Raw genomic sequence first — 12365 nt, forward strand, 5'->3', positions numbered from 1 at the left:
TGCCGGTAGCAAAAAAGCGCCTTGCGGGGCGCTTTTTTATTGGTCGCACGGTAAGCAGGTTGCCCCAGGTGAGCGGTCAGCTGCCAACGAAACCGTTCTGCCGCCAGGCTTCGTAAACGGTTACCGCCACGGTATTGGACAGGTTCAGGCTGCGGCAGCCTGGTTGCATGGGCAGGCGCAGGCGCTGTTCGGCTGGCAGGCTGTCCAGCACCTCGGCTGGCAAGCCACGGCTTTCTGGGCCGAAAACAAACGCGTCGCCGGGTTGGTAGGCCACCTCGTGGAACGGGTGCGAACCCTTGGTGCTAAAGGCGAACAGGCGCGGATGGCCGAGGCTTTCCAGGCACGCCGCCAGGCTCTGGTGGCGCTTGAGCGTGGCATACTCGTGGTAGTCCAGGCCGGCACGGCGCAGGCGCTTGTCGTCCAGCTCGAAGCTGATCGGTTCGATCAGGTGCAGGGCGCAACCGCTGTTGGCGCACAGGCGGATGATGTTGCCGGTGTTGGGTGGAATTTCTGGTTGGAAAAGGATGACGTGAAACATGCACGGCTCCAAGCGTGAAGATGACGAGCATTCTACCCCTGAACCGGACCTGCGTTCGAAGGCCTGGCCGCGCATGCTGTTTTCCCTGGCATTGTTCGGAGTGCTGGTGGGCCTGATGATCGGCCGCCTTACCGCGCCTACCGAGCACCGGCTCGAGCGGGTAGAGGTGGTGCAGGATGGCTTGAACCTGTGGTTCAACGCGCAGCCGAGGCTGCATGGCGAGCATGTCGAAGGGACGCTCGCGCTGTTGTTCGAGGCCAAGGGCATGGCCCAGCGCGGTCAGCTCGACCTGTCGGGTAAACCGGTGAGTTGGCGAGTGCAGCAGAGTGACAAGGGCTTGTTGCTGACGGTGGTCGCCGCCCGTCCCCTGCACGGGCAGTGGACCGCTGCAGAGGACGCTGGGGGCTGGCGTGTGCAGCTGAAGCTGCGCGAATAAAAGAGGGGATGTCCCGGCCTGCCTGTACCGAGGTCCCCAAAGCTGGCGGTGCTGCGAATAAAAGAGGGGTCATCCGGCCTGCCTGTACCAGAGCCCCCGAAACTGGGTATGCAAGATCTATTGCAGGGGTCGTGCCAGTTTTGCGAAAGCCCGTTTGATCGGGGTTTCACGGTGATTGCGCCGGTTTTTGAGGGGATTCGTGCCTTGCACAGGTGCATGTTGCACATGATCGGTGCAGGGTGCGGCAGAAATGACTGGGGCTGCCAATCCGCAGCCCCAGGCGTCCCTGCTTGTCGAGCGTCCACTCAGTGCTCGTCGTCGCCCTCTTCATCGGCTCCATCGACATTCATGCCCAGCTCCTTGATCTTGCGGGTCAGGGTGTTGCGCCCCCAGCCCAGCAGGATCGCCGCATCACGCCGCCGCCCGGCGGTGTGCTTGAGCGCAGTCTCGATCATGATCCGTTCGAAACTAGGTACCGCGCTGTCGAGCAGATTGGATTGCCCGCGCGCCAGCGCCTGGTCCGCCCACTGCCGCAAGGCCTGTTCCCAGTTGGTGACGGGCGCTGCGTCCTGCGGCAGGTTGAGCAGCTCTGGCGGCAAGTCGCCGATCAGCACTTCACGGCTGGAGGCCATGACGGTGATCCAGCGGCAGGTGTTTTCCAGTTGGCGCACATTCCCCGGCCAGGGCAGGTTGCGCATGAATTCCTCGGTTTCCGGCTTGAGCAGCTTCGGTTCGACCGACAGCTCCTGGGCCGCGCGGCCCAGGAAGTGCCGGGCCAGTGCCGGGATGTCCTCGCGCCGGTCTGCCAGGCGTGGGATATGAATGCGGATCACGTTCAGGCGATGGAACAGGTCTTCTCGGAACTTGCCGGCAGTCACCAGCGATTCCAGATTTTGATGCGTTGCCGCGATGATTCGCACATCGACCTTCACCGGCACATGGCCGCCGACGCGATAGAACTCGCCGTCGGCCAATACGCGCAGCAGCCGGGTTTGCGTGTCGGCAGGCATGTCGCCGATTTCGTCCAGGAACAGGGTGCCGCCGTCAGCCTGCTCGAAGCGTCCGCGGCGCAAGTTGGCGGCACCTGTGAACGCGCCTTTTTCGTGGCCGAACAGCTCGGACTCCATCAGGTCCTTGGGGATGGCGGCCATGTTCAAGGCAATGAACGGCGAAGCCGCACGCGGGCTGTGGCGATGCAGGGCATGCGCCACCAGCTCCTTACCGGTGCCGGATTCGCCGTTGATCAACACCGTGATGTTGGAATGGCTGAGGCGACCGATGGCACGGAACACCTCCTGCATCGCCGGCGCTTCGCCGATGATCTCCGGCGTGCGCGCCAGCGCTGGCGGCACATCCAGGCCCTGCTGCTCCTGGGCGTGCTGGTTGGCGCGCTTGACCAGCGATACCGCTTCGTCGACATCGAACGGCTTGGGCAGGTATTCGAAGGCGCCGCCCTGGTAGGACGCCACTGCGCTGTCCAGGTCGGAATGGGCGGTCATGATGATGACCGGCAGACGCGGATGCTGTTCGCGGATCTGCGCCAGCAAGTCGAGGCCACTGGCGCCGGGCATGCGGATGTCCGAGATGATCACATCCGGCTGCTGGCGGGCCAGGCGGCCCATGACACCGTCGGCGCTGTCGAAGCTCTGGGTGACCATGCCTTCTTGCTGCAGGGCTTTTTCCAGGACCCAGCGGATGGAGCGATCATCATCGACGATCCAGACGGTTTCACTTCGGCTCATGGGGCGGTGGCTCCTTGTTCCAGGGGCAGGAAGATCGAAAAGGCGGTATGGCCTGCGTGGCTTTCACATTCGATCAGGCCCTGGTGCTGGCTGATGATGTTCTGGGTGATGGCCAGTCCGAGCCCGGTACCGTCCGGGCGGCCGCTGACCATGGGATAGAAGAGCGTGTCTTGCAGTTCTGCAGGAATGCCGGGGCCGTTGTCGATGATCTCGATCCGCGCCGCCAGGCGATGGCGTACATGGCCAATGGTGAATTGGCGCACGGCGCGGCTGCGCAAGGTGATGCGGCCCATGCGCAGCTCGTTCTGCGAGCTGATCGCCTGCATGGCGTTGCGCACGATATTGAGCACCGCCTGGATCATTTGCTCGCGATCGATGAGCACGTCCGGCAGGCTAGGGTCATAATCGCGCACCAATGTGATGCAGCCTTGGCTCTCTGCTTCGACCAGGCTGCAGACGCGCTCCAGCACTTCGTGGATGTTGGTCATGCTCAGCGACGGCAGTTTGTTCGAGCCGAGCATGCGGTCGACCAGGTTACGCAGCCGATCGGCTTCCTCGATGATCACGTTGGTGTAGTCGCGCAAGCCGTCTTCAGGCAACTCCCGGGCCAGCAATTGCGCAGCGCCGCGGATGCCACCTAGCGGATTCTTGATCTCGTGGGCAAGCCCGCGCACCAGCATCTTGGTGGTTTCCTGCTTGCTCAGTTGGGCCTCTTCCTTGGTGATGCGCAGCAACCGATCACGCGGGTGCACCTCCAGCAACAGCAGGGTATTGCCCTGGTGCAGGATGGGCGTCACGGCATAGTCGACGGTAATGGTCTGCCCGGTCAGAGAGGTCAGCTGCGCTTCGCGCTTGGTGAAGGGATGCGCTTGCTCCACGGCCTGGCGCAGGGAGTTGAGCGCCTCGGTCGACTCGGTGAACAGCTCGCTGATGAACTGCCCATGGCTGCGCTGACCGCTGACTGCCAGGAGCATTTCGGCGGCCGGGTTCATGTACTCCAGGCGCAACTCGGCATTGAGCAACAACGTCGCGGTGGTCAGGTTGTCCAGAAGCAGTCGGTGCTGTGCATCGCTGATGGTCATAAGGCGTCGTTGACCTCTTGAGGCGCATGGCTGGCTGTAGCGTGGCGCACTGTGGATCCGCTGATACCAAAAAAATGCAAGAACCAAACCAAAGCTCTGAAACGATGCAAATATTCCGGCACGCCGAGCGAAATAGGCGCATGTTCGGATCTGCGAGCGGGGGTTAAATCGTTTCAGTGCACGCTTGTGGGCTTGCAAGGATCGATTGCGGCTCAAGCGTGCACCAATTTAGAGCATAGCGCTCTCAAGGATTAGGGCAGAGTTTTCCTGTCGCTCGAATCATTGCGTGTTTGAAATCCGCACCGCCACCGCGCCGCTCAAGCGCAGCGGCCAGTTCGGCCTGGCACTGTGTGACGAGCGTGGAATCGAAGCTGCTGAGCGCTGTGAGCAACTGCCGTTGCAATTCGTCCAATTCAGGCCTGATCTGGCTGGCCAAGTCGCGCCGAGGGCTGGCGGGCGCCGCCGACTGGACATGCCATTGCTGCAGCAGCGAGTACTGCAAGAGCTTGCTTGCCTCCATCTGATCGATGAAAAACAACTCCGCTCGCTCGGGGCTGCTGCCTTGACGGTGCGCGGCCCGTCGTACCGAGCGGCGTATCAGGTGCTCACGCTGGCCGTCCAGGACAGGTCGTTGTCGGTCCCACTTGTGCAGCGCTACCGCTTCGGTCAGCGCCAAGCGTCGCTGGATAAGGTTGAGCAGGGTCGCCAGTTGAACCGGTTCGGCGCTCGCAGCACGGCACCCATCCTCTCCCAACTTGGTGCGTGGTGCTGTGCGATCGGCCTCGAAAACCAGTAACTGAGCAGGCAGCGCTGCGGTACGGCCGCGGTGCTGCAGGTCCACCACCTCGGCCAAGGTGTCCCCTGCGCGGGCGATGATGCGCTCGCCCGCGCGCGTCTGGACTTCGATCTCGCCACTGACTACGTGGCCCAAGCCCAACGTTTGATGGCAATGGAATTCGAGGGTCGTGTACGGGGGGATGTCGATGCGTGTCAGCGACAGGGCCGGTGTCCCGGTGGGGTAGTGGGTGAAGGCATCGCCATTCCAGCTACTGCTGGTGCGCAGCAGTACTTCTGCCGTGGCGCTGCCGGGCGCTGAGGCAGACGTGGTGCAGCCGCTGACCAGGAGAAGCGATGCAAGAAGGGTGAAGTAGCGCATTGGCATGGGCAGTCTCGAATGAAGGGTAAGCCCTCACCCTGCACATCCAGGCTGCATTAGTCTGTCAGGCATTTCCCACGCAATAAAAAAGGCCTCCCGAGGGAGGCCTTGTGCTCATGCCGGCTGCGTGCAGCCGAGCACCTTAGCAGCTGTAGTACAGCTCGTATTCCAGCGGGTGCACGAAGGTGCGGACCTTGATTTCTTCTTCGCTCTTCAGCTCGATGAAGGCATCGATGAAGTCGTCGGAGAACACACCGCCTTTGGTCAGGAACGCGCGGCCTTTGTCCAGCTCTTCCAGAGCTTCTTTCAAGCTGCCGCAAACCTGCGGGATGTCCTTGGCCTCTTCTGGCGGCAGGTCATACAGGTTCTTGTCAGCGGCATCGCCTGGGTGAATCTTGTTCTGGATGCCGTCCAAGCCAGCCATCAGCAGGGCTGCGAAAGCCAGGTACGGGTTGGCCGATGGGTCCGGGAAGCGCGCTTCGATACGGCGGGCTTTCGGGCTACCAACGTATGGAATACGGATCGAGGCGGAGCGGTTGCGTGCCGAGTAGGCCAGCATCACCGGCGCTTCGAAGCCAGGGACCAGACGCTTGTAGGAGTTGGTCGACGGGTTGGTGAAGCCGTTCAGGGCTTTACCGTGCTTGATGATACCGCCGATGAAGTACAGGGCGGTTTCGGACAGACCGGCATAGCCTTCGCCGGAGAAGGTGTTCTTGCCGTCTTTCCAGATCGACATGTGCACGTGCATGCCCGAACCGTTGTCACCGTACAGCGGCTTCGGCATGAAGGTGGCGGTACGGCCGTAGGCGTCGGCGACGTTGTGCACGACATACTTCAGCGCCTGGACTTCGTCGGCCTTCTTCACCAAGGTGTTGAACTTGACGCCGATTTCGTTCTGGCCGGCAGTGGCCACTTCGTGGTGGTGAACTTCGACGGTCTGACCCATTTCTTCCAGTGCGTTGCACATGGCAGTACGGATTTCGTGGTCATGGTCGAATGGTGGAACTGGGAAGTAACCACCTTTGACGCCTGGACGGTGGCCTTTGTTGCCGCCTTCGACGTCTGCGCCAGTCATCCACGAGCCCTGCTCGGAGAAGATCTTGAACATGGAGCCGGAGATGTCGGACTGGAACTTCACTTCGTCGAAGATGAAGAACTCAGGCTCTGGACCGGCGAACACGGTGTCACCGATGCCGGTGCTCTTGAGGTACTCTTCGGCGCGCTTGGCGATCGCACGTGGATCGCGATCGTAGCCTTGCATGCTCGAAGGGTCGACGATGTCGCAGGTGATGATCAGGGTTGGTTCTTCGGTGAACGGGTCCAGGACGGCAGTGTCGTCAACCGGCATCAGGATCATGTCGGACGCTTCGATGCCTTTCCAGCCAGCGATGGAGGAGCCGTCGAACATCTTGCCGACTTCGAAGAAATCGTCTTCCAGCGCGTCGCGCGCCGGCATGGTCACGTGGTGCTGAGTGCCCTTGGTGTCCGTGAAACGCAGGTCAATCCACTTGACGTCATTATCTTTGATGAGTTGAACCGACTTCGACATGTTGTCCTCCGGATGGTCTAGAGCGCGGTTGGCCGCTGCCCTGGAAAATGGTGTTGCCGGGCGCGGATAGTCGGCCAAGCTTACCTGCCTCACAAGGGAGCAAATTGCATGCCAGTGCCCGAAAATGGCGAGGCCGGGATAAAAGGGGGCGTTTGCGGGCATTTCGGGCAAAGACGTGGCAGAGATTTGCACCCTTTCAAGGCAGAATTTGTCGGTCATGCACCAATTGAGTGCGGGCGTATCGATGTGTGCATTTTTTCAGGGCCATTTCGGCACACAGGCAAGGTCGAGAAATTGCCGGCGTGTTGGCTGGCATACCGCTCGCCTGGGCCTGAGCCCATCGGCGAAAAAGTCCCTGCGTACATTTATCTGCAAGGTTCTGATCAAATGTTGGTCAAATCCTGAGCAATTTCCGCTATAATTCGCGCCCCTCATTTTCGGCAGGCCCTGCGCGCGCTGTTAACCAATGAAACTCATCGTCAAAGTCTTTCCAGAAATCACCATCAAGAGCCGGCCGGTGCGCAAGCGCTTCATTCGCCAGTTGGCCAAGAACATCCGCAACGTGCTCAAGGACCTCGATCCGGAGCTCGCGGTCGATGGTGTCTGGGACAATCTCGAGGTGGTCACCCGCGTCGAGGACGAGAAGCGCCAGCGCGAGATGATCGAGCGCCTGACCTGCACCCCGGGCATCACCCATTTCCTGCAGGTCGAAGAATACCCACTGGGCGACTTCGACGACATCGTCGCCAAGTGCAAGCAGCATTTCGGCCCGCAGCTGGCAGGCAAGCGCTTTGCCGTGCGCTGCAAGCGTGGCGGTCACCATGACTTCACCTCGATGGACGTCGACCGCTACGTCGGCAGTCAGCTGCGCCAGCAATGCGGCGCCGCCGGCATCGACCTGAAGGCCCCCGAAGTGCTGGTGCGCATCGAAATCCGCAACCAGCGCCTGTACGTGATCCACAACCAGCACAATGGTATCGGCGGTTACCCGCTGGGCGCCCTGGAGCAGACCCTGGTGTTGATGTCCGGTGGCTTCGATTCCACCGTCGCCGCCTACCAGATGATGCGCCGCGGGCTGATGACCCATTTCTGCTTCTTCAACCTCGGCGGGCGCGCCCACGAGCTTGGGGTGATGGAAGTCGCCCACTTCCTGTGGAAAAAATACGGCAGCAGCCAGCGTGTGCTGTTCATCAGCGTGCCGTTCGAGGAGGTCGTCGGCGAGATCCTCAACAAGGTCGACAACAGCTACATGGGCGTGACCCTCAAGCGCATGATGCTGCGCGCTGCCGCGCGCATGGCCGAGCGTCTCGATATCGACGCGCTGGTGACCGGTGAGGCGATCTCCCAGGTGTCCAGCCAGACCCTGCCGAACCTGTCGATCATCGATTCGGCCACCGACAAACTGGTGCTGCGCCCACTTTTGGCCAGTCACAAGCAGGACATCATCGACCAGGCCTACGCGATTGGCACTGCCGAATTCGCCAAGCACATGCCCGAATACTGCGGCGTGATCTCGGTGAACCCGACCACCCATGCCAAGCGTCACCGCATGGAGCACGAAGAGAAACAGTTCGAGATGCAAGTGCTCGAACGGGCCATCGAGCGGGCCAAGTTCATCTCCATCGACCATGTGATCGACGAGCTGGGCAAGGATATCCAGGTTGAAGAAGTCGCCGAGGCCCTGCCAGGGCAGATCGTCATCGACATTCGTCACCCCGATGCCCAGGAAGACCAACCGCTGGTGCTCGACGGCATCGAAGTCCAGGCCATGCCGTTCTATGCCATCAACAGCAAGTTCAAGCAGCTCGACGGCAACCGCCAGTACCTGCTGTATTGCGATAAAGGTGTGATGAGCCGTTTGCACGCACACCATCTGCTCAGTGAGGGACATGCCAATGTGCGTGTTTATCGTCCGACATAAGACGCCGGGGCTGTATGGCGGCAGTATCCGCCATCGCCCTCCCGACCGCCGGGCCCGCTGAGCCGTAAACAGTACATATTGGCCGCCTACATTGGGCGGCAACCGAATCCTCTGATCGAGATACACTTGTGATCGAAAATCTGCGTAACATCGCCATCATCGCCCACGTTGACCATGGTAAAACCACCCTGGTCGACAAACTCCTGCGTCAGTCCGGCACTCTGGAGCGTAACGAGCTCAACGACGAGCGCGTCATGGACTCCAACGACCAGGAAAAAGAGCGCGGTATCACCATTCTGGCGAAAAACACCGCCATCAACTGGAATGGCTACCACATCAACATCGTCGACACCCCCGGCCACGCCGACTTCGGTGGCGAAGTCGAGCGCGTGATGTCGATGGTCGACTCGGTACTGCTGCTGGTCGACGCCCAGGACGGCCCGATGCCGCAAACCCGCTTCGTGACCAAGAAAGCCTTCGAAGCCGGTCTCAAGCCAATCGTCGTGATCAACAAGGTCGACCGCCCAGGCGCGCGTCCTGACTGGGTCCTGGACCAGATCTTCGATCTGTTCGACAACCTCGGTGCCACCGACGAACAGCTGGACTTCAAAGTCGTCTACGCCTCGGCCCTGAACGGCATCGCCGGTCTGGACCACACCGACATGGCCGAAGACATGACCCCGCTGTACCAGTCGATCGTCGACAACGTACCAGCGCCTTCGGTTGACCGTGATGGTCCGTTCCAGATGCAGATCTCTGCCCTGGACTACAACAGCTTCCTCGGCGTGATCGGTGTTGGCCGCATTGCCCGTGGTCGCGTCAAGCCGAACACCCCGGTGGTCGCCATCGACACCGACGGCAAGAAGCGCAACGGCCGTATCCTCAAGCTGATGGGCCACCACGGTCTGCACCGTGTGGATGTCGAAGAAGCTCAGGCTGGCGACATCGTCTGCATCAGCGGTTTCGACGAGCTGTTCATTTCCGACACCCTGTGCGCCCCGGACGCGGTCGAAGCGATGAAGCCGCTGACCGTTGACGAGCCTACCGTTTCGATGACCTTCCAGGTCAACGACTCGCCGTTCTGCGGCAAGGAAGGCAAGTTCGTCACCAGCCGTAACATCAAGGACCGTCTGGACAAAGAACTGCTGTACAACGTTGCCCTGCGTGTTCAGGAAACCGATTCCCCTGACAAGTTCAAGGTATCGGGCCGTGGTGAGCTGCACCTGTCGGTACTGATCGAAACCATGCGCCGTGAAGGCTTCGAGATGGCTGTTGGCCGTCCTGAGGTGATCATCCGCGAAGTCGACGGCGTCAAGCAGGAGCCGTTCGAGAACGTCACCATCGACATCCCTGAAGAATCCCAGGGCAAGGTCATGGAAGAAATGGGCCTGCGTAAAGGCGACCTGACCAACATGGTGCCGGATGGCAAGGGCCGTGTCCGTCTGGAATACAACATTCCAGCCCGTGGTCTGATCGGTTTCCGTAACCAGTTCCTGACCCTGACCAACGGTGCAGGCATCCTGACCTCGATCTTCGATCGCTACGACACCATGAAGTCGGGCCAGATGTCCGGCCGTCTGAACGGCGTTCTGGTTTCGGTCGAGACTGGCAAGGCGCTGACCTACTCGCTGGAAACCCTGCAGGCTCGCGGCAAGCTGTTCGTCGAACACGGCCAGGAGATCTACAACGGTCAGATCATCGGCCTGAACAGCCGTGACAACGACCTGGGCGTGAACCCGACCAAAGGCAAGAAGCTCGACAACATGCGTGCTTCGGGCAAAGACGAAGTCATCGCCCTGGTGCCGCCGGTTCGCCACACCCTCGAGCAGGCCCTGGAATTCATCCAGGACGACGAGCTGTGCGAAGTCACGCCGAAGTCGATCCGTCTGCGCAAGAAGATCCTGGACGAAGGCGAGCGCACCCGCGCTGCCAAGAAAGCCAAGAACTGAGTTAGCTCAGGCTGAATGAAAACGCCCCCGGTCGAAAGGCCGGGGGCGTTTTTGTAGGTGAGCTCTACGTGGCTCAAGTCTCAAGATGATGTAGGGCGCCTCTCTCAGCGGCTTTCGGGCCTTGTGAGCGGACGCAAGGCCACCTAGCGTGGAACGCTTTCTGCAAAAGGAAGCAAAGCCATGAACTACCGGTTAGCGCTCGCCGTCCCCTGCCTGATGGCGAGCTTCCAGGCCAATGCCTTGCAAGACTGCAATGGGCTTCCTGCACAGCAAATCGTCCAGTGCCATGTCGGCAATGCTCGCCAGGCACCTTTGCAGTCTGTGTTGCTTGAACAGGTCGCCGAGCCTGGCTATACGCTGCGCCGGCTACAGATGGTATCGCAGGTCTGGGAGCCGCTGCCGGTGACAGAGCCGCGTCGATGGCAGCATGATGTCGAGCTGCACATTCCGCGCGACCCAGCGCCCGGCAAAGCCTTGCTGGTGGTGAACAATGGTGTGCGACACGGGCCGGCGCAAAACCCGGATTTCAGCCGCGAGGCGTTGCGCGAAGTGGCGCTCAAGTCGCAGATGGTCGTGGTCATGATCAGCGATGTGCCCAATCAGTACGTGACTTTCAGCGATGCCGACCAGCCCTTGCGCGAGGATGACGCCGTGGCCCATACCTGGGCGCATGCGCTTCGTGGGGCGGCGCCGGAGCTGCCGCTGCACGTGCCGATGGCAGCAGCGGCCAGTCGGGCAATGGACCTGGCCGAGCAGGAGCTGCAAAAGCAAGGGCTGATGGTGGACCGCTTCATCATCACCGGTGCCTCCAAGCGCGGCTGGAGCGCCTGGCTGACGGCGCTGGCCGATGAGCGGGTGATGGCCATCGTGCCCAGCGTGATCGATGTAGCAGACACCTCGCAGATGCTGCTTGGCTTGCGCAAGCGCTATGGCGGTCACTACCCCGCTGCATTGTGGCCGTATCAGCGAGCCGGTGTCATGCAGCAGCTCGGTACGCCGCAGTTCGACCGACTGATGGCGATGATGGACCCCATGCAGTACTTGAACGAGAAGGGGCATCGCCTGGCGATCCCCAAATACCTGGTGTCGGCCAGCGGTGACGATTTCTTCGCACCTGACCCGGCCACCGATTACCAGCAACGCCTGCCAGGCCCGACCAGCTTGAGGGTATTGCCGAACTCCGACCATGGCGGCGTGCGGCATGCAGTGGTCAGCACCCTGGTGCCAGCGCTGACACGGTTGCGCGACGGCAAGGCGCTGCCGAGCGTGCAGGTGTTAGCAAGCGCAGCGCCTGGGCAGATGGCCGTCGAATTCTCCGAACAGCCTGTGGCAATGAAGGTGTGGACGGCGAAGAACGAGAATGACCGCGATTTTCGCTATAACTGTGGGGTGCGCTATCAGTCCGAGACGCTGGTGCCCCAGCAGCAATTCACTTTGCAGCGCACGGCGCCGGCCATGGGGTGGCAGGCACAGTTCGTCGAAGCGAGGTTCGCTGATGGCTTCATCGCCACCACCCCGGTCAGCGTGTTACCACAGACCTATCCACAGCATCCGCCGACCGATCACGGTGGGGTATGCCGCAGCTTCCCGGCGGACGGTGCGTGAGCAGTTGGTTGAGTGCGGCATGCCCAGTCCGGCGTCGTTCAGCAGGGCTTGGGCCAATCCGCAACCCAGCAGTTCCGAGGCTTGATCGCGGGCGTCCTGGCAGGGGATGCCTGCGCAGACCCTTACCCGTTCGCTGCACCTTTCAGCGACTTGGAAAGCGAGACGCGCGTCGACAGGGTTTGTAGGGCATTTCGCAGGGCGTGAGATCGCTAGACCGGGTTTGTAGGAAAGGTCCGGCGGTCGAGTGGGAATGGTGCTGGGATGCGCCTGTCTTTAGGTTGCAGGTGGGCCACCATGGGGCCGCCTCGGTATTTTCAGCGCCTATGAGATCGAGCGCCGCCCGCGCGGCGCATCGCGAGCTGCGCTCGCTCCTACGTTTGTTTCGGG

9 protein-coding genes are annotated in these 12365 nt (G+C 61.3%); 4 read left to right on the forward strand and 5 right to left on the reverse strand.

Annotation, left to right across the window (positions count from 1 at the left end; all coding sequences use genetic code 11):
• Nucleotides 1-76 precede the first annotated feature (76 nt).
• Nucleotides 77-538: a tRNA (uridine(34)/cytosine(34)/5-carboxymethylaminomethyluridine(34)-2'-O)-methyltransferase TrmL gene (gene trmL / locus FS665_RS18080; RefSeq protein WP_145191416.1), complete on the reverse strand. Its 462-nt coding sequence runs from the start codon at nt 536-538 to the stop codon at nt 77-79.
• Here trmL and FS665_RS18085 point away from each other — a divergent pair.
• A complete protein-coding gene (locus FS665_RS18085; RefSeq protein ID WP_145191419.1) occupies nt 537-974 on the forward strand; it encodes a hypothetical protein in 438 nt (145 codons plus the stop codon). The genes trmL and FS665_RS18085 overlap by 2 nt on opposite strands.
• A 305-nt stretch (nt 975-1279) precedes the next feature.
• On the opposite strand, the gene ntrC is transcribed toward FS665_RS18085, so the two are convergent.
• The 4 genes from ntrC to glnA all read right to left on the reverse strand — a co-directional run bounded on the left by ntrC (nt 1280) and on the right by glnA (nt 6503).
• Complete coding sequence (ntrC, locus tag FS665_RS18090) at nt 1280-2716, reverse strand: nitrogen regulation protein NR(I) (protein WP_145191422.1); 1437 nt, start codon at nt 2714-2716, stop codon at nt 1280-1282.
• Nucleotides 2713-3798, reverse strand: a complete 1086-nt coding sequence (gene glnL / locus FS665_RS18095; RefSeq protein WP_145191425.1) for a nitrogen regulation protein NR(II) — start codon at nt 3796-3798, stop codon at nt 2713-2715. The genes ntrC and glnL overlap by 4 nt, the downstream gene beginning before the upstream one ends.
• Before the next feature lie 244 nt (nt 3799-4042).
• The gene (aroQ, locus tag FS665_RS18100) at nt 4043-4960 is read right to left on the reverse strand and encodes a gamma subclass chorismate mutase AroQ (protein WP_145191428.1); all 918 of its coding nucleotides are present in this window, start codon (nt 4958-4960) and stop codon (nt 4043-4045) included.
• Between the two features lie 136 nt (nt 4961-5096).
• A complete protein-coding gene (gene glnA, locus FS665_RS18105; protein ID WP_145191432.1) occupies nt 5097-6503 on the reverse strand; it encodes a type I glutamate--ammonia ligase in 1407 nt (468 codons plus the stop codon).
• Between the two features lie 466 nt (nt 6504-6969).
• Here glnA and thiI point away from each other — a divergent pair, with 466 nt between their 5' ends.
• The 3 genes from thiI to FS665_RS18120 all read left to right on the forward strand — a co-directional run bounded on the left by thiI (nt 6970) and on the right by FS665_RS18120 (nt 11978).
• Entirely contained in the window at nt 6970-8424 is a 1455-nt protein-coding gene (thiI, locus tag FS665_RS18110; protein ID WP_145191437.1) for a tRNA uracil 4-sulfurtransferase ThiI, read from the forward strand.
• Between the two features lie 128 nt (nt 8425-8552).
• On the forward strand, nt 8553-10373 hold the full coding sequence (gene typA / locus FS665_RS18115) for a translational GTPase TypA (RefSeq protein ID WP_145191440.1): 1821 nt from the start codon (nt 8553-8555) through the stop codon (nt 10371-10373).
• Between the two features lie 180 nt (nt 10374-10553).
• On the forward strand, nt 10554-11978 hold the full coding sequence (locus FS665_RS18120) for a PhoPQ-activated pathogenicity-related family protein (RefSeq protein ID WP_145191442.1): 1425 nt from the start codon (nt 10554-10556) through the stop codon (nt 11976-11978).
• Nucleotides 11979-12365: the final 387 nt, after the last annotated feature.

Origin of the sequence: Pseudomonas sp. URMO17WK12:I11, assembly GCF_007677725.1 — a bacterium.
In the GTDB taxonomy this organism is placed as follows: domain Bacteria; phylum Pseudomonadota; class Gammaproteobacteria; order Pseudomonadales; family Pseudomonadaceae; genus Aquipseudomonas.